General features: G+C 31.9%; 21 protein-coding genes. 5 read left to right on the top strand and 16 right to left on the bottom strand.

Annotated elements, in window-relative coordinates:
* Window positions 1-326 precede the first annotated feature (326 nt).
* The 7 genes from RWL86_RS05475 to RWL86_RS05445 all read right to left on the bottom strand — a co-directional run bounded on the left by RWL86_RS05475 (window position 327) and on the right by RWL86_RS05445 (window position 6,031).
* Complete coding sequence (locus RWL86_RS05475) at window positions 327-1,163, bottom strand: L-ribulose-5-phosphate 3-epimerase (protein ID WP_314077667.1); 837 nt, start codon at window positions 1,161-1,163, stop codon at window positions 327-329.
* A gap of 9 nt (window positions 1,164-1,172) precedes the next feature.
* The gene (locus RWL86_RS05470; protein WP_314077664.1) at window positions 1,173-1,865 is read right to left on the bottom strand and encodes an L-ribulose-5-phosphate 4-epimerase; all 693 of its coding nucleotides are present in this window, start codon (window positions 1,863-1,865) and stop codon (window positions 1,173-1,175) included.
* 21 nt (window positions 1,866-1,886) lie between these two features.
* A complete protein-coding gene (locus tag RWL86_RS05465) occupies window positions 1,887-2,171 on the bottom strand; it encodes a PTS sugar transporter subunit IIB (protein WP_314077662.1) in 285 nt (94 codons plus the stop codon).
* 87 nt (window positions 2,172-2,258) lie between these two features.
* Complete coding sequence (locus tag RWL86_RS05460) at window positions 2,259-3,755, bottom strand: PTS ascorbate transporter subunit IIC (RefSeq protein WP_314077661.1); 1,497 nt, start codon at window positions 3,753-3,755, stop codon at window positions 2,259-2,261.
* A 1-nt stretch (window position 3,756) separates the two neighbouring features.
* A complete protein-coding gene (locus RWL86_RS05455) occupies window positions 3,757-4,206 on the bottom strand; it encodes a PTS sugar transporter subunit IIA (protein WP_314077659.1) in 450 nt (149 codons plus the stop codon).
* A gap of 100 nt (window positions 4,207-4,306) precedes the next feature.
* A complete protein-coding gene (gene ulaG, locus RWL86_RS05450) occupies window positions 4,307-5,368 on the bottom strand; it encodes an L-ascorbate 6-phosphate lactonase (RefSeq protein WP_048711869.1) in 1,062 nt (353 codons plus the stop codon).
* Window positions 5,369-5,392: 24 nt separating this feature from the next.
* The gene (locus tag RWL86_RS05445) at window positions 5,393-6,031 is read right to left on the bottom strand and encodes a 3-keto-L-gulonate-6-phosphate decarboxylase UlaD (protein ID WP_314077657.1); all 639 of its coding nucleotides are present in this window, start codon (window positions 6,029-6,031) and stop codon (window positions 5,393-5,395) included.
* Between the two features lie 335 nt (window positions 6,032-6,366).
* Between RWL86_RS05445 and RWL86_RS05440 the strand changes: the two genes are divergently transcribed.
* The 3 genes from RWL86_RS05440 (at window position 6,367) to RWL86_RS05430 (ending at window position 7,848) form a co-directional block, all read left to right on the top strand.
* Window positions 6,367-6,996: a 1-acyl-sn-glycerol-3-phosphate acyltransferase gene (locus RWL86_RS05440; RefSeq protein WP_314077654.1), complete on the top strand. Its 630-nt coding sequence runs from the start codon at window positions 6,367-6,369 to the stop codon at window positions 6,994-6,996.
* Window positions 6,997-7,300: 304 nt separating this feature from the next.
* Window positions 7,301-7,576 carry a type II toxin-antitoxin system RelB/DinJ family antitoxin gene (locus RWL86_RS05435; protein ID WP_314077652.1) on the top strand — a complete coding sequence of 92 codons (276 nt, stop codon included), beginning with the start codon at window positions 7,301-7,303 and terminating at the stop codon, window positions 7,574-7,576.
* The gene (locus RWL86_RS05430) at window positions 7,576-7,848 is read left to right on the top strand and encodes a type II toxin-antitoxin system YafQ family toxin (protein WP_314077650.1); all 273 of its coding nucleotides are present in this window, start codon (window positions 7,576-7,578) and stop codon (window positions 7,846-7,848) included. Before RWL86_RS05435 ends, RWL86_RS05430 begins: the two co-directional genes overlap by 1 nt.
* Before the next feature lie 224 nt (window positions 7,849-8,072).
* Here RWL86_RS05430 and RWL86_RS05425 read toward each other — a convergent pair whose 3' ends face one another.
* From RWL86_RS05425 to RWL86_RS05415, 3 genes are all read right to left on the bottom strand, one after another.
* Window positions 8,073-8,306 carry a YneF family protein gene (locus tag RWL86_RS05425; RefSeq protein ID WP_314077648.1) on the bottom strand — a complete coding sequence of 78 codons (234 nt, stop codon included), beginning with the start codon at window positions 8,304-8,306 and terminating at the stop codon, window positions 8,073-8,075.
* Window positions 8,307-8,425: 119 nt separating this feature from the next.
* A complete protein-coding gene (locus RWL86_RS05420) occupies window positions 8,426-9,388 on the bottom strand; it encodes an LD-carboxypeptidase (RefSeq protein ID WP_314077646.1) in 963 nt (320 codons plus the stop codon).
* A 15-nt stretch (window positions 9,389-9,403) separates the two neighbouring features.
* Window positions 9,404-9,886, bottom strand: coding sequence for a prolyl-tRNA synthetase associated domain-containing protein (locus tag RWL86_RS05415; RefSeq protein ID WP_314077644.1), 483 nt, complete (start codon window positions 9,884-9,886; stop codon window positions 9,404-9,406).
* Between the two features lie 129 nt (window positions 9,887-10,015).
* Here RWL86_RS05415 and hemH point away from each other — a divergent pair, with 129 nt between their 5' ends.
* The gene (hemH, locus tag RWL86_RS05410; protein ID WP_314077643.1) at window positions 10,016-11,113 is read left to right on the top strand and encodes a ferrochelatase; all 1,098 of its coding nucleotides are present in this window, start codon (window positions 10,016-10,018) and stop codon (window positions 11,111-11,113) included.
* Window positions 11,114-11,170: 57 nt separating this feature from the next.
* Here hemH and RWL86_RS05405 read toward each other — a convergent pair whose 3' ends face one another.
* The 6 genes from RWL86_RS05405 to RWL86_RS05380 all read right to left on the bottom strand — a co-directional run bounded on the left by RWL86_RS05405 (window position 11,171) and on the right by RWL86_RS05380 (window position 17,813).
* Window positions 11,171-11,539 (bottom strand): TIGR02328 family protein, encoded by a 369-nt coding sequence (locus tag RWL86_RS05405; protein WP_314077641.1) that lies wholly within the window; start codon window positions 11,537-11,539, stop codon window positions 11,171-11,173.
* Window positions 11,523-11,927 carry a YbgA family protein gene (locus RWL86_RS05400; protein WP_314077638.1) on the bottom strand — a complete coding sequence of 135 codons (405 nt, stop codon included), beginning with the start codon at window positions 11,925-11,927 and terminating at the stop codon, window positions 11,523-11,525. Before RWL86_RS05400 ends, RWL86_RS05405 begins: the two co-directional genes overlap by 17 nt.
* Window positions 11,928-12,724: 797 nt before the next feature.
* A complete protein-coding gene (locus RWL86_RS05395) occupies window positions 12,725-14,035 on the bottom strand; it encodes a protein kinase domain-containing protein (RefSeq protein WP_314077637.1) in 1,311 nt (436 codons plus the stop codon).
* A gap of 290 nt (window positions 14,036-14,325) precedes the next feature.
* On the bottom strand, window positions 14,326-14,628 hold the full coding sequence (locus RWL86_RS05390) for a nucleotide pyrophosphohydrolase (RefSeq protein ID WP_314077635.1): 303 nt from the start codon (window positions 14,626-14,628) through the stop codon (window positions 14,326-14,328).
* Window positions 14,621-16,426, bottom strand: a complete 1,806-nt coding sequence (locus RWL86_RS05385; RefSeq protein WP_314077632.1) for a DUF2075 domain-containing protein — start codon at window positions 16,424-16,426, stop codon at window positions 14,621-14,623. The genes RWL86_RS05390 and RWL86_RS05385 overlap by 8 nt, the downstream gene beginning before the upstream one ends.
* 259 nt (window positions 16,427-16,685) lie before the next feature.
* Window positions 16,686-17,813 carry a PD-(D/E)XK nuclease family protein gene (locus RWL86_RS05380; RefSeq protein ID WP_314077629.1) on the bottom strand — a complete coding sequence of 376 codons (1,128 nt, stop codon included), beginning with the start codon at window positions 17,811-17,813 and terminating at the stop codon, window positions 16,686-16,688.
* A gap of 442 nt (window positions 17,814-18,255) precedes the next feature.
* On the opposite strand from RWL86_RS05380, the gene RWL86_RS08440 reads away from it, so the two are divergent.
* On the top strand, window positions 18,256-18,360 hold the full coding sequence (locus RWL86_RS08440) for a putative holin-like toxin (protein WP_399534509.1): 105 nt from the start codon (window positions 18,256-18,258) through the stop codon (window positions 18,358-18,360).
* Window positions 18,361-18,464 lie beyond the last annotated feature (104 nt).

Here is an 18,464-nt window from a genome sequence, read left to right as displayed (position 1 = left end):
ATTAGCTATATAGGATAAGTTAGTGCTTGTTGCACTTGACTTGACAATTCACGATATTATTTGAATATAGTATAAACGACATAAAACACTTATAGTGAATGACTAGATTCTACCTTCCTCAGTTGCAAAAGGAATATATATTTATATATATTCCCGCAAAATTTCGAGACTACAGGCTCGAATTTTAGCCATGAGACTTGCAAAGCAAGGCTGCTGGCGGCGCTGCAACAACCCAGGGAGGTAGAATCTAGTTATTCACTTATACGTACATACATACGCAAAAAACATCCCTAGAATACTCTAAGGATGTTATCATAAATCTTCAATTATTTTTCTGGGAAATATGAACGTAAGAATTTGTTAGCGAAATGAATATCCTCTAACCAGTTTTCTTGCCCAACATACCAGAATTCACCAGTGAAACGACGAACACCAATCGATAAGAAAGTGTCCACCATTTTCTTGAAGTCAATTTGTCCTGTTCCAAAAGGAATTTCACGATAATGTCCAGGAATTGTTTCTTTTAAGTGAGCAGCCACAATATGACCTTTCCCTAATTCGATATCTTCATAAACATTTTTCGCACCAGTTTCTAAAGAAGCATTTTTTAAGTTTCCTGAATCTGGATAAACTTGTAAATAAGGTGAATCTACTAAGTTTACAAAACGCATTGATTTTTCCACTGTATTCATAAATGGAGTTTCCATTGTTTCAAATCCTAAAACGATACCTTTTTGAGCTGCCAATAAAGTAGCTTTTTTTAAGTTATCGATAAAGAATTCTAATGTATCTGCATCGCCTTCTTCATAGTACACATCATAACCAGCTAACTGAATGACACGAATTCCTAAATCGTCCGCTAATTCAATCGCTTTTTCCATAATTTCCATACTACGTTCACGTACAGATTCGTCATGTGATCCAAATGGATATTTACGGTGTCCACTTAAACACATAGAACGAATTGAAACGCCAGTTTCGTACATTGTTTTAACAAGTTCAAGACGTTCTTCTTTCGTCCACTCTAAACGAGCTAATTTTTCATCAGTTTCATCCACACTCATTTCTAAAAAGTCAAAACCAGTCGCTTTAACCGTTTCTAACTTTTCTTTGAATGATAATGTGTTTGGCATTGATTTTTCATATAGTCCTAATTCGTACATGCTTAACTCCTACCCTTGTCCATAGTATGCATTCGCACCATGTTTACGTAAATAGTGCTTGTCTAAAATTGTTTGAGACATTGGTTGTAAGTTTGGATTTAATACTAAGTTATGCCAAGCCATATTTGCGACTTGTTCTAAAACAGTAATGTTGTGAACAGCATCAAAAGCATCTTTACCCCAAGCAAATGGTCCGTGGTTAAATACTAATACACCAGGAATTGCATTAGGATCTTTATCTTTAAATGTTTCAACGATTACTTTACCTGTTTCTAACTCATAAGCACCTTTAATTTCTGCATCAGTCATAGCACGAGTACATGGAATTGTTCCGTAGAAGTAGTCCCCTTGTGTTGTACCGAATGCAGGAATTTCTTGCCCATTTTGAGCCATTGTAGTTGCCCAAGTTGAGTGAGTATGAACTACTCCTTTAACATCTGGGAAATTACGGTAAATTTCTAAGTGAGTATCTAAATCAGAAGAAGGTTTTAAAGTTCCTTCGATTTTATTTCCATCGATATCTACAATAACGATATCTTCTGCTTTCATTACATCATAATCTACCCCTGAAGGTTTAATAGCGATAACGCCAGCTTCACGGTCGTATTCTGAAACATTACCCCAAGTAAATAATACTAAATTATGTTTTGGTAATAATAAGTTTGCTTCAAGAACACGTTGTTTTAACGCTTCATATGCCATGATAAAAAGACTCCTTTTTTATTAAAGCTCTAAAGCTGCTGAAATTTTTTCAGTCATTTCTTTTTCTGATAATAAGTTTTGTAATCCAACAATTTTAGTGTTTGGTAAATCTAATCCGTCGAAGATGTCTAATAATGCTTGAGAAACAACTACCATATCATAGCTTTTAGCTGATGATTTTGCTTCTGAAACTGCACAGTGATGAACTTCCAATGGAATATTTAATTTACGGAATACGTTTGTTAATTTCATTTTGATAATTTGGCTTGATCCCATTCCACTTCCACATGCTGCTAATACTTTCATTGATATCTCTCCTTTAGAATTTGATAACGGGTAAGTCTGTCTTACCCGTTACCTATTTTATAATAAAATTTTTCTGTTTAAAACTAATTAAGCTTGTTTGTTTTCTAAATATGTTTCGTAATCTTCAGCGATTAAGAAATAATGTTCTTTATTACGGCTGAATTGTAATTGAGGGATTGCTAAAAGAATAACTAATACAATACCTAAACCAACATATTGGAAGTGTTGCATTAAGAATCCAAATCCAACCCAAACTGTATCCCAGTCGAAGTTACCATGCCATCCACCGAATGCTGCTAATCCAAATGCTCCAGCTGCGATTGCTCCACCTAAAACTTGGATAACACCTGATAAGAATGTCATGATTGAAGCAGCACGTAAACCACCTTTGTGGTTAGCATACACTGCTAAAGTAGCGTTGTCGAAGAATACAGGAACGAAACCTGTGATGATTAATACTGGTGATTTGAATACAATTAATCCTAAGATTGCGATTACTTGTCCTAAAACCCCGAATAAGAAACCAATTGTTACTGCGTTTGGAGAACCAAATCCGTATACAGCAGCACAGTCAACGGCTGGCATAGAACCTGGTAATAATTTGTTAGAGATACCTTGGAACGCTTCTGATAACTCAGCAACGAATAAACGAACCCCTAATTGTAAAATTTGTACATAAACTGTAAATGTTAAAGAAATTTGTAAAATGTAGAAGAAGAAGTTGTCGCCTTCTTTTAATGTAGCCATTTTGAATTTAGAAGCCATCACTACGATTTCTTGACCGTTTACGCTTACTAAGTAATCTTTACCTAATACTAATAAAATAGCTCCGAAGAATACTACCATTAAGATAGAAGTTGCTACGATTGATTCTTTAAAGATTGATAAGAATCCTGGTAATTCTAAATCTTCAATTTTCTTGTCGTTTTTACCAGAGAATTTATGAGCAAATTTATCTACTAACCAAACCCCGAACATTTGTTGGTGACCAATTGCGAATCCGCCACCTTCTGTTAATTCTTGAGTAGCTTCTACAGTTAAGTTAGCTGCTACTGCCCAATAAACTCCTAAAACGATTCCTAATAAAACAACAAATTGTAATTGTTGTACATTGTCACCTAAAGCTAATGCCATTAACCAAGTAGCTGTAGCTGATTGTTGAACCATGATGTGACCAGTGATGAAAACAGTACGTACTTTAGTAATTTTACGGAAAATTACAAGTGCTAAGTTAGTTAAGAATGCTACTAAAAGTACTTGTACTGTTAAACCAGTTGCATGTCCAGCTTGTTTTAAAGCTGCTTCTGCTGCTGCTTGACCAAAATAAGGGTCGATAACTGCTGCTTGTAACCCGAAACGGTCACCTAAAGCTGCTAATACTGGACGGAAGTTTGAAACTAATCCACCAGCTGCTACGTTTAAGATCATATAACCAACAACTGCTTTAACAAAACCAGCTAATGCGTCATACCATTTACGACCTAATAATAAGTAACCTACTAATACAATTAAACCTACAAAGTATTGTGGTTTAGTAAAAATGTTTGTATAGAAAAATTGCCAAAAACCAAATAAGAATTCCATATTATTCACCTATTCCTTGTAAAATATTTTCTAGATCTTCTTTTGAACGTGCATTAACAAAAGCATTAATGATATTTTCATCTTCAACTAATGTTACAAGTTCTGATAAATTCCCTAAATGTTTTTCATTGTCAGTTGAAGCTAAAACAAAGAATAAACGAGGTTTATATTCAGAACTAGGTCCGAAGTCAACTGCCTCTTCAACGTTCATGAAGGCAACCGCTGTTTCGTTAACTCCTTTTCCTTCTTGTGCATGTGGAATGCAAATTTCTGGTGCGATTACAATGTATGGACCAAATTCATGAACATTATTAATAATGTAACCTGGATAGTCAGCTGTAATAATGTTTTGGTCTAACAATGGTTGACACGCTGTGCGAATCGCATCTTCCCAAGAAGAAAAACCTTTTTGGAAACTAAAACGATTGTTTTGAATAATTTCTTTTAACACTGATAAAACTCCTTTAATACGACATTAGTTAAGAAATCGTATACATTCGTATTTTAATATTTGACCGCTACCGTAGTAACGGTCAAATCGAATGGTAATATTATAAGAATGATGGGAATGGTACGTCGTTTTCAATTGAGAATACGTCGTCAAATCCACGATAGAAGTTAAATTCTAATTTATCTTTATCTGTTGGGTAAGTGTATTTACCACCTACTTGCCAAATGAATGGTTTGAATTTATATTCTAAGCGATCTTTTTTGAATTTCCAGATTTCTGTAATTTCTTTAGGATCTGCTTGGAAGTTAGCCCAGATATCATAGTGAACTGGAATAACAACTTTAGCGTTTAATGATTCAGCCATACGTAACATATCAACTGAAGTCACTTTATCTGTGATACCACGAGGGTTTTCACCGTATGCGCCTAAGCACACATCGATTTCATGTTCGTTACCATGTTTAGCAAACATGTTTGAGTAGTGAGAGTCACCAGCATGGTATAAGTTACCACCACTTGTTTTGAATAAGTAGTTAACTGCGATTTCGTCCATATCTTGAGGCATTTTACCTTTTAATACTTCGCCATCTTTAGCTGTTACTAAAGCTGTACGGTCAAATGCTTCTAAAGCAACGATTTCGATATCTTTAATTTTCACTGAGTCTCCTGGGTGTACAACGATTGTACGTTCAGCTGGAACTCCCCAACCTAACCAAGTGTTTACTACTTCTTGTGGGCCAACGAATTTAGCTTCTGGACAGTTGTTAGCAACTGCTGCTGCTGTATTGATATCTAAGTGGTCTGAGTGAATGTGAGTTACTACTAAAGCATCAACATTTTTCACTTCAAATGGATCGATAACAAATGGTTGTGTACGTAAGTTTGGTTGTAAGTTTTGGCAACCGCTCATACGTTGCATTTGGTGTCCAGTTTTCATTTTCCCGTTTCCGTGGCTACGTTTACCAGTTCCACACCATAAGTCACATAGGATGTTAGTGTTTTTTTCTGATTTTAACCAGATACCTGTACATCCTAACCACCACATAGCGAATGTTCCTGGTTTAACTTCTTCACGTTCAATTTCTTCGTTTAACCATGTACCCCATTCTGGGAATGTTGATAAAATCCATGATTCTTTTGTTACATCTTTAATGTTTGCCATTATTCTTTCTTTCCTTCCTTGAGATTAGCCCCAAATTCTTCTAATTTCTTCTTTAAATTCACGAGCTGATTGTGCAGGATTTTCTGTAGCGTAAATTCCACGTCCAGCAATGAATGTATAAATATCGATACCTTCGAATACTTTCAATGTATCTTTTGTTAATCCACCAGTTGCAGAAACTTTGAATCCCATCTCAATTAAACGTTTGATTTTGTTCAAATCGCTTTCTGTCCAAGTTGCTCCAGCAAATAGAGCATCACGACTTTGGTGATAGATTACTTGGTCGATACCAGCTTCACGCCATTGCTCTGCTTGTTCAAATGTCCAGTCACCATATAATTCTACTTGTAAAGTGCCAATTTCTTTTTGAGCAGCTTTCATTGTAGGAATGGTAGCACAGCAAATGACAGTCATCCAGTCGGCACCAGCATCTTTACAGTTTTTAGCAACTGTTGATCCAGCATCGGCACATTTTGTATCTGCAATGACAACTTTATCAGGGAATACATTACGTAAGCATTTAATTGCTTTGTCCCCTTCATTCAAGATTAAAATTGTACCAGCTTCGATAATGTCTACTTCATTACCAACAGCAAGTGCATCTTTTAACGCATCTTCGATACGTAAATGGTCTAATGCAACTTGTAAATTTGGAATTGCCATTTTGTCATTCTCCTTTTCTCTCTCAGGGCTTTTGCCACACAAAAATTTGAAATAATCATAATTTTTAAGACGTCTCTTAATTCATGATCATTTCATAATTACTAGTAATCATTAATGAAACCATTATATAATAAAACGTTTTCTATCACAACGCATCTAGATTAACTAATCTTTTATTAAGTTTTATGAACGTTTTCATTTTTATGATTTTTTTGTCAAAGTTCTTTATTTATAAGATTTCTTTAAGATTTTTTGTAAAATTTTTATCGAAAATCTTGCAAAATATGCCTTTCTACTTCATACTGTTTGAGTAATCAACTTTTAAGGAGTTTCATATGATTTATAAAATTACTATTTTTATTGTTCGTTTATTGATTATTCTTTTAAATGGATTTACGAAAGTAACGGGATTGGAAAATCTGCCAAAGGATTCTGGCTATGTAATTGTTGCTCCTCACCGTTCATGGTTAGATCCAGTACTAATTGCGATTGCGGTATATCCAAAGTCATTAGTATTGATGGCAAAGCAAGAATTGTTTAAGCCAAAACCTTTTGCTTGGTTCATCCGTCAGTTAGGTGCGTTTCCGGTGAATCGTGAGAAACCTGGTCCGAGTGCGATTAAACATCCAGTTACTCAGATTAAGGAACATCAGAAAGCTTTAGTGATTTTCCCAACGGGTACTCGTTACTCTAATGAAATGAAAGGTGGGGCTGTAACAATTGCTCGTATGGCAAAAGCTCCGATTGTACCGATTGTTTATCAAGGACCTTTTACTTTTATGAACATTTTGAAACGTCAAAAGATGTTTGTAAAAATTGGGGAGCCAATCCATTTACCAGAGGGGCGTTTATCTAAAGAAGAATTAGCACAATATGATGAATTGTTAATCCAGAAATTCGATGAATTAGATAAAGAGATTAACCCTAATTTTGAATACGTGATTCCGGAGAAAAAACGGAAATAGGAATTAACTTCTTATGAAAATAAAAAAGCAAGAATCTCCACTGCTACAATGAGGACGGCAGCAGACCTTCGGTCTCATGCCTAAAAATCGAGCCTTGGTCTCGATTTTTCCTTTGTGATAATCATGGCTGATTATCACTGCCACTGTAGAGTTGAGATTCTTGCTTTTTTTAGTGCGTATATTTCAATTCTTGACGGTCAGTCGTGAGTTTAATTTTCAGCATCTTTGATTCTATTGAAAAACTAAAAAATTTACAATGTATACCATTTGTAATATAATTAAAGAAAATTAGGAGGTAATGAATATGGCAACAAGTCCTACTCAAATTAGAATTGATACTACCATTAAAGAAGAGGCAAACGTCTTATTCTCAAGACTGGGTCTTGATATGTCTAGTGCCGTTAATATTTTTTTACGTCAATGTCTTTTAAGAGGTGGCTTACCTTTTTCAGTTGAAGTTCCAAAATATAATGAAGAAACATTAGCAGCGATGGAAGATGCTAAAAGAATTTCAAGAGATCCAGATATTCAAGGGTATTCAAGCATTAATGAACTTTTTAAAGCATTGGATGAAGAATAATGTATAAATTAAAATTTACAAATAAGTTTAAAAAGAGTTATAAGTTGATGAAGAAACGTGGTTATGATATTTCATTACTAGAAGAAGTTATCTTTCAACTAAGTCAAGGGATTCCACTTGAACCGAAATATCGTAATCATATGTTAACAGGCGATTATACTGGTTATTATGAATGTCATATTAAACCGGATTGGCTACTTATTTATCTTATAGAAAATGATATTTTAACTTTAACTTTAATCGATACTGGTTCACATTCTGATTTATTTTAGATGCCACTCATTTTTGAGTGGTTTTTCTTTTTCTACTTATTCATTACTTGGAACAAAATCCCATTTATAAAAGCAAGAATTACCATTCTACAGTAGTAGTGATAAACTTTTCTGATTTTTAGGCATAAGACCCGCAGGGGCTGCTGCCGTCCTCACTGTAGCAATGGTAATTCTTGCTTTTTATTCCGTAAAAAAGAGCAGACAGCGTCTGCTCTTCTACTCAATTATTTTTTAGCATTTTTCTTTGCTTGTGCTTTCATTGAAGCAGCAATTTGACGAACTTTTTGTTCGGATGGTTTTTGACCCATTTGAGTCATCATACTACGAATCATACTTTCATCAAATGGAGGATTTTCTAGAAAGTAATTCATCATTGTTTTACGTGCGATAAAGAATCCACCGATTGCTCCTAAGATAGCAGCTACAACGACGATTAAACTCCATACACCTGTACTCATGCAAGTTCTCTCCCTTCATTGATTTACATTGCTATTGTACTAAATTATAGCAATAATGAAAAGGCTTTTTGAAAATTTTGTAAAATTTGTGGTTTTCTTCGGGTCTTTTACAGTATATTTTATAATCCTTCTTCATCCATTCTAATAGACATTTCCTCTGTATCCACCGTTACTTTTGCTCCAATAGTAATCGTAAATAATGGTTGTGTATGTGCAAAGTCTAAGTCATACATCACCGGGATTTGTTTTAAGACTGGATATTTGTCTAATATATACAATAATAATTCTTCAGTCATACGGCATTCTTTTGGGAATCTTCCAATTAGTATTGCTTTTGGATTTGGATAAGCTTGTAATAACGCTGCTAAATTTCGGTCAAAATCAAAGTAGTCGTCATCCTCTGCTTCTTCAATAAAAAAGGCATACTCTTCTGGTTTTGGAGTATAAGGAGTTCCTCTTAATAATGAAAAGGTTGATAAATTTCCACCGATTGCAGTTGCGGTAGCTTTACCGTGGTTATATACTTTCCATTTTGTAGGTTGAAATGTCAATGGTGCATCTGGTAAATACCAGGCATTACTCCCCCATTTCTCACTTGGTGCTAATTCATAATGGGTATTACTTAATGCTTTAAGCCATGATGCTGTTTGATATTCTTGTAATTCCTTCATTTTAAAACTTGTATAAGAAGGTCCCATATAGGTCAACATGCCTATTTTTGCATAAATCGCATTTAAAATAGCTGTCGTATCGGAATATCCGCAAATGATTTTAGGATGTTTCGCAATTAAATCATAGTCTAAATACGGAAGAAGTTCATTTGAATTAAATCCACCAATTGTTGCCAAAATGACATCTACTGTAGAATCTAAAAATGCATCATGTAAATCTTCCACACGACTTTGAATACTTGCAGAATCAAGTAAGTCGTGCTCAAAATAATGTTTTGAATAGCTAACCCTAAACCCTAACTCTTCTAATCTTTCCTTAGCAGCCCTATTTGCTTCAAATCCACCAACTCGTTCAATTGACGAAGATGGACTTAGAACTCGAATATGCATTCTTTTTTGTAGTTTTTTCATATCATCACCTCATTTTTATAACTTAATTACGTGTGGTTCATATCCGATTGCCTTTAAAAAACTAAACAAATCTTCCGTATTGACAAAAATCGTCTTCTCATTTGTATTTGGATGGAAGCACATTCGTTCTTCAGATACAATTTCTTGATCGAAATATACTTGAATATCTTTGTCTCTATTATTTAATAAGCCAAATGGAGATACAGTTCCTGGTAGGAGCATCATTTTATCATTTAACGTTTCAGCTGAAGCCATTTTGATTCGATTTTCTTCTACGATTTCTTTAAAAACATCCATATCTAATCGTTTTGCATCATCTATAATGACTAAGTAAAAATTTCTCTTTTTCTTATTTGTTAAAAACATTGTCTTTGTACGAACACCTTCAATTCCTTCAATAAAACGATCTGCTTGTTCTGTTGTTAGTACAGGTTCATGTTCTACAATTTGAAATGGAATGCCTAATTCATTCAACCTATCTACTACTTTTTGATACATAGAAAAGACCCCTTGTAGTTTGTTTTCTCTATTATAAACATTTTATAACCTCCATTTCAATGTATTCTACTAGTCAGATAGTCATAAAAATGTTATGATGAGAAAAAATTCACATAGGAAAGTGGTTATATGACAAAAAAAGCAATTTTACTTATGACCTTTGGGTCACCTGAAGGATATACTTTTGAAGATATCGCAAGATTTTTTACAAATATTAGACGTGGAGTTCGACCAACGGATCAAGAAATTCAACATTTACATGATAATTACCAAAAAATTGGTGGAAGTCCCCTACAAGAAATTTCAAAACAGCAAGCAGCAAAATTACAAGAACGAGTACAAGGAGAATATACCGTCTATTTTGCCAATAAATTCTCTTCTCCATTCATTCCAGAAGTCGTTAAACAAATGGAACAAGACGGAATCGAAGAATGTCTCTGCTTAGCACTTGAACCGCACTACTCTTACTACTCCATCTATGGATATGAAAAATTTATCGAAAGCAAAACGATTCGTTTCCACGTTGTAAAAGATTGGTATCATAATCCGAACTTATTGCAGTTTTGGGAAAATGAAATCAAAAAGATTTTAACCGAAGATGTCAAAGAGGAAAGTTTTAAAGTATTCTTCTCAGCACATAGCGTACCCGTTATTGCATTGGAGTTCGAAGATCCCTATATCGACCAAATTTACAAAAATGGACAAATCATTGCAGAAAGATTAGGGTTAGAAAAACATCAGTATACTCATACATGGCAAAGCGAAAGTGATATTGGACTACCATGGATGAAACCGGACGTTCTAGAATACTTACGAGAACAAACGGAACATCCTGAACATTATATTTTCATTCCAATTAGCTTTATTAGCGAACATATTGAAGTCTTATATGACAATGATATTGAATGTAAGGACTTATGTGATGAATTTGGTGTACACTATCACAGACCACCAATGCCGGATACTCACCCACTCTTAGTAGAAGCCTTATACGAAACGGTTCGAGCACACGAAACAGAATGCTTCACTCTTAAAACGAATGAGGAAGAAACACTAGATGAAATGTTACCACCGGAAACCTCAAAAGACATTCTAGAACAAGAATCTGATATTCAAATGCCGGAATTCGTGAAGAAATTAATCGCTAAAAAAGGCAGAGAAAATGTTAAAATGCCGGAATTCGTTAAACGAATGTTAGAACAACGAGCAAAACAGAAAAAACAATAAGACAGAAAGAACCCTGCACCCAAAACTCTATACTTTTGGGTGCAGGGTTTATTTTATCTATAGTTCAATTTCAATCCCTTTTAATCGTAAATTCTCGATACATTCCTGTAGGTATGCTTCATTATGCTCTTTATAAATTGGGCTGCTTATCTCTGTTTCCTCAAGATTATCGTAGCTTTCTGCAATCTTCCCACGATAATTCTTATCTATCCACTCCGTTGCTACTTGGTAGCCTCTTCTATTCATCTCATTCATAATCAATGTATGATAGCAAAATAGATGATACGGAGAATATAAAAATACATAATCAACTGTTTTATGTTTCTTATTCCATCCATTTCCCCTAAGTGCACAACATTCTCTATGTTGCCCTAATAATTGATTCTTCGGTAATTTTGGTATCATTTGTTCATGCCATAATCTCATCTTGTTCTCCTGTTATTAACGTTGATTGTTGTAAATAGTGATTGGGGTATTTCTCTAATAATGTATGGATATAATTGATGATAGAACTTTGATCTGTTACTCCAGTTCTATACTCCTCTAATAACCGAAACAATTCATCTTTTTCAACTTTTTCAGCTATATTTTTAAAATAGCCCCATACATGAAGAATTGCATTATGAAAATCTTTTTTACTTTCTTTTAGTTCTTTCACTGTATTAATCTTTTGAAGTAACACATTTAAGTCAAGTTCGGGTTCTTTTAAATATTCTCTTATTTCCAAATAAACTTTATGGGATTTACTCAATACGTAATATTTATTTCTTGCCCATATTTGTTGACATTGTTTTCTAATTTCTTTTTGATTCACTTTGCACCTACTTTACACTAGAAAATTATCTGACGGATGACTTCTTTCGTCATTATAGCATTGAAGGTGTTATTAAGGAAATTTATGAACTTTTTATATATTTTTTGTTAGAACAAAAAAACTCGCCAAATCGTATTATGCTACGATTTGGCGAGGGTAAAATTTACACATGATTTAAATCGGCTAATAATGCTTCTTGTAGAATTTAGCTAAAATTTAGATTTCTCTTCTTAGCTAATTCATTTAAATAACTTGGAATTGAGACATTTTTACGAACCATTTTTTTCAGTTTTTCTAACATAATCCGCAATATCCATTCCAACTAGACTTATAAATGTTTTAGACATATCTGAAAACACTTCATCTTCGACAGTGATATCATCTAACCTACTTGATTTTGGAAAGGCATTATTCATTATTAAAAAATGGTCAGTGCATCGTATGCTTCCTGACCTAATCCTTTAGAGGAATATTATAGATAATTTACTAATATGTCAAGTGAGATGAACTGATTTTTCATTTTTTCAATACTCTATAATAATTTAATCCGTTATAACAACTACTGCAGTTCTAGAATAAACTTTACTTCATTCGCTACCTTTAGAATGTATAAGTATAAATAATTGACTTCAAGTTAAATTCCATATTTATTAATTGTTTCAAACAATAATCCTATAATTCTGTATGAATTCTCAACTAAAAATATCATACCAAATTTTGAGGTAGAAGAATTCATTAGAATTGGTTGATTACAAAATTTACCAATACATTGTACTATATCTTATTGTTTAACATCTTTAAATTTGATTATATGAACGTACATATTCCGAAATCAAGTCTTCTCCCCAAGCTAAAACAACATCTTCTGAAAAAAGTTCAATTTTTCCATTAAATTCTGAATACAATACTCCATTTTCTTTATAAAATATACGAAATAGTTTCGTTATTTTTTCTTTTGAATAAATATGATATTGAATATCTACATTACAATACTTTTCGTAATCATTTGCTGTATGATAATTAATAGAAAAATAAATTCTATCAAACTTATTTCTGTAAAGTGCATGTTCAGTATTATTTTCCACATTTACTGAAGTATAATCTACTCCATTTTTAGATTTTTCTTTATATTCGTATAATATTTTAGAAATTAGCTCTAAATCATAGGCATTATTTAATTTTTCTAATGCTTTGACAAAGCATATACTAAATGTATTAACCAATAAAGCATTTTTTTCTTTTATTTCTTTTAAATCAATTTTTCTTTTTTCATTATATATTCCAGCTTCCATTTTCAATCTTTCATCACTATCAATTTTTGATTTTTTTAGAAAATTTTCAATTAAAATAATTAATTGATCATAATTCGGTCTTTTATCAGGAATATAATTTAAACAAATCGATATAATATTATTGGCAAAAATTATATCTTCATTATCTGGAAATTTTTCTACTAGATTATACTCATCAAGGTGCCAAAAATTTGATGGTAAAAAATCATTTTCTAAACCATTAATCATATACCAAATTACTTTTCCAATCGAAAATATATCTCCTTTATGGTCAACTTTTTCAATTCTTCCCTTTTCATATTCTGGAGCAATAAACATTCTAGCTCCAATTGCTGTTTCAGCTTGTGTTAACCTTTCACTTTCTCTATCTAAATAACAAATTCCAAAATCTGATAAAAATAATTTATAATCTTCTCCATTTTTTTCATATAAAATATTATCTGGTTTAATATCTCTATGATAAATAGGAATTTCAAATTTTGAAATTTTATTCAGCGCATGTAAAATGGGCAATAATAATTTAAAAGTTTTTCTAACCTCACCTCTTGTATAATTTAATAACTCATTTATATTACCATCATATTTTTTCATTTCTATGTAAGATTTTTTAACATCCTTAGAATCAACAATAACATCATAAACTGTCACTATATTATCAATGGGTTTAACTTTAAAATTTTCCATAATTTTTAATTCTAATTTAAATCTTTCTATTTTTTCATTTGAAGAAGTATTTCTTAAAAATTTTCTTGCTTTTAAATTTTCAGTGAAATATATATTAGAATTTCCGCCTTTTTTATCTGGTGTTTGTTTCATTACAATTTCCTCCTTATAAAATATTATAAAAATTCTCAATTATTCGATTAGTAAAATCCTCCTTTTCTTTAAAAAAAATCTTATTTTTATTTCTTGTATTATTTACCTTTATTATATCTGATTTAGTAATTAAAATCTAACAAAAAACACAAAATACAGTGTAAAAATATGGAATATACACAATATATAGTTATCAAAACAACTTAACTATTCTTATTTAACGAATAAGTATAAATAAAAACTCCTCAACATTTGATTCATTGAGGAGTTTTTATTAACTTCTACTAAATTTATACCGGATATTTTTTCAAATTTTTAACAAGTTTCTTCTCTATGATTTCATCAATATCCATCCCTAGCTTTTCTGCAAGTGTATATGAATAAATTAAAATATCTGCTAATTCTTCTTCAATAGATTCATACTTATTTTCTACTGCTTTTTCAGCTGTTGTCCATTGAAATAATTCTAATAATTCTGCAGATTCTATAGAAATAGATAAAGCTAAATCTTTTGCATTATGAAACTGTCTCCATTTATGATCATCATGAAATTTATTAATACGTTTCATACTGATATTATTTTCATTAGCCATTATGTTTTTCTCCCTGTCTCTTTAATAATTCTCTTTGTAAATCAGGATCTACTGCATAAATATATAATCCTTTTACTCCCCTTGTCAGAAGTACATTTAATTCATTCTTTAATAATGTTTCTCCAAACTTTTGTTTTTTGGGTTTATCATTCTCATATTCAAATGTTCTATTGCGAACTGCTTTTTTATTTTTACTATTCTCTGGTAGAAAAACAACCTTACCATCTTTAAAACTTACTGATGGACCAATAATTACACCAACATAATTCAAATCAAAGCCTTGTACTGAAAATGTAGAACCTATCTCTTCAATAGACTTAGGATTTTCTGCCCAAGCTAATGAATTGTCATTAATCGATTTTTTAGATTTCTTAGTTTTTTTGTATTTTGACTTTAAGAGTTCAAAATTCCATGGCATTGACCAATCACCAACTGTAACCTTCCATAACTCTCCTTCTGGGGCATTATTTTGACTATATTCCCAATCATAAGTAGCTACCATACGAGATAATCCCATATCTTCATTATTATTTCTTCTTATAATTTCTTCTTCCATTTCAGATGGAGAATTAAAGATTTTTAAATCATAGCCTTTTGAATCTCTAGGAATATCACCAATAGTATTATTATCAATAATATTTCTTATCCAACGAACTGTTTCTTGTCCAGAATGTATTCTCATTTGATTTTTTAATTCAATGTAATTTTGATTTAAATTACACTCATGTTTTAGCTTATCTAAATATTCAGATTCCCATACCTGTTCAGTTAATAAAATTTGATTCTCATCAAAAACAATTACAACTACTTTTGCTCGTTCTAATAAGTCTAATAACTGGTTTTTACCTCTATATGATTGCTTACCTTGTGTTAACAATAGATGAGCTTCATCTACTATAACTACATCAACTTTATTTTCTGGAGAATGATTATTAATAAAACTTGTTGGTTTTTGAACTAAATTCTCTTCCCCCTTTTTATTAATACCTAATTTTTTAGCAATTTCTTTATATACTTTCAATTGCTGATCATGATTCACTAAAAGATATGGTGTAATTCCACTCAATACAGTTTCATTTTTCCCTAAACTAGATTCCTGAAATAGTTCATAAAACAAATTACTCATTAAAACTGTCTTACCTGAACCAGCTTCACCATTTACCATAATTAGTTTACTTTCTACATCATTATTAGAAATACTATTTGCAATATTAGTAACAATTCTTAACATAATTTGTTCTTTTGCATTTACTTGTTCTTGCGTTAACTTATGAAATGGAGATGCTTTAAATACAGCTGCATCTTCAATTCTTTTTCTAGTAGGAAAAATATCTGGTTCAAACGAACGTAATTTTCTCCATATTTTTGAAAAAATTGTCTCCATATTATCTGATGTATAATATTCATTTTGTTGATTTAATCGTCTATTATTAACACCACTTACAGTATCAGTACTACTCAAATAATGCATTAATTTATTTTCAATATCTAATGTTAATGATTTATTAAACATTTCATGTCCAATTACAAACATTTTTACATCAGATTCCTCTGAAAAATTTAACCAATCTTCTCTTGATTTTATATCTACTTTTAAATGTTGAAAAGTGCGTTTCTTAATATCTGTAGTTTCTCCAACATAAACAGTATACTTTGAATCTTTTTTATGATGAACAATATAAACCGTAGGAAACTTAAAAATTACTCTTTCATCATTTGGTTCAACAATCTCATATTGATTATCCATTTTTTCAGTATAATCTAAATTATATATTATTGGTTCAGCAACTCTTTCCATATGACTACCTCCAACTTTCTTAACGTAATCATAATATCTTTATGTCATAATTTCAATTAATATTTGTAATTTAAAACAAAACATGCTAATATACATTCACCAACAGTAAGTCTTGTTCTCGTGCCGTTATCTAGGTAAGCGTCATGTGTTGGCGTCACTAACAAGCAATTGGTTTCTTTGAAGTTTAAACTCCAGTCTTTTAAGATTGGAGTTTTTGTTTTTTTAGGATAAAGACAAAAAAACGGCTCACGCCGTCTTCCTACTCCGAAAACGTCAAGCCGTTCTTAATCTTCTCTTCCGCTATTTTCATCTGCTTCATCAACTCATCAATAATGGCATCATAGCTAAAGTTATCAATCTTCCAATATTGATAACAATGGCAATATTTAGCTGCATCATTCCCATACTTACAATAGTTATTTCTCATTTTAGAAGTGCGATTTTGTTTTACGATTTCTTCTACAAAATTTCTCTTGAAATAATCGCAATCGTATAGTTTATTAATAACCGTTTCCTCGTGATAATTGCCTTCTTGCGAAGCTCCTCCATAAATTCTGAATTGGTCACCTTCTATTTGTACGCCAATCATGCCTATTTCTTTTGTTGGATCTTCATCGATTCTTTGAGAGAACACGATACTGAGAGTTGGTTTCTTATGGTTGAAGCTGAGTCCACAAACTGGTTTTGCCCAATCTTTATATGCTTCAAAAGTTAGTCGTTTATTTATTTCTTCCATGAATTCTGACCCTTTTAGTTTTACATAAATATCAGAATAGCGGATTTTTTCTAAGTCTTTATCTCCAATGATGTATTTGCCTTTATTTTGCTCCATTTTGCTTTGAAATAAGTCATAGAGTACTTCGATATCTTCTGCATATTGTTTGATATAGTCTGCAAAATCCATTGTTGGATATGTTTTTTTGATATTCATGATTCGTTTAGCAATTTCTTGGTAACTTAAGAATGACCATTTTCCTAATTCTTGAATATCTAGTGATGCATATAATCCTGTTAGAATTCCTGTAATAGGTAAGTCTTGTTTTCCTAGTTCTTCTTCATATCTCATCAATTGTTCTTTTGTTGGAATCGACTTGATTTTATTTTCAATAATCAGTACTTCTGTTTCATTATCTTTGTTTTTATAAGTAATCGTTAGATCCACATGTTTCTTTTCTCGTTCGACTGAGATGAAGGTACATCCATTTTGATAAAAATCAGGGATAAATACTTCGATAAATGGATGTTTTCCTTCGACTTCTTGTTCTAATAACCATGCCCAAAAATTAGAATGAGATAATTCCTTCCCACTTAATGAGATGGCAAATAATGGGGAACTGTTGAGTCGTTGTAATTGTTCTTCTATGATACTTGTTGTTTTCTTTTTCATGTCATTATCCTTTATCTGTTGTAAGTACCTTAACGTTAACATAGTCGATGTTTGATTTCAATGAATGATGCAAAAAGACACCTACTTCACAGTAGATGCCTTTATAATTTTGGGTCTATAATTTATAGAGTTGATGGAGAAAATCTATAAATGCTACTATAAGAATGCACACTTTCAGGAATTTAAAAATGCACAAAATTGATTTATTATTATCCCTCCTAAATCTATAGGCAAAGAATTTTGTTCAAAATGAACCCCCATAAACAAAAAAGACTTACTATAGATTAAATCTGTAGTAAGTCATTCTATCAGTCGAAAAATAATCATTTTTATTGTATAATGAAAATTGTAGAAAAGTGAAGACGGTGGCTACTCTTTTTCAGAAAGTAGGTGATGCCTATGGGCATATTCTTAAAATCTGTTAGAAAGGAGGAGCCTTGAGTTGACAGCCTTTGAAGTTGTACAAATTTTATTTTTGTTCGGTACATTTGTGATCGCACTGATAGGTTTGTGCTATAAAATCTTTAAAGACCAAAACAAAAAATAACCCGTCCCCACTTTTGGCGAGTAGGACGAGTTATTAAAAAACTTTAACTTAAGCCACCGTCTTTTTAACGGTTCTACATTGGAGTCTAGTTGGTGCTAGACTCC

The organism is uncultured Granulicatella sp. (assembly GCF_963515095.1).
Taxonomy (GTDB): Bacteria; Bacillota; Bacilli; order Lactobacillales; family Aerococcaceae; genus Granulicatella.
This window is presented reverse-complemented; position numbering and strand designations above follow the sequence as displayed.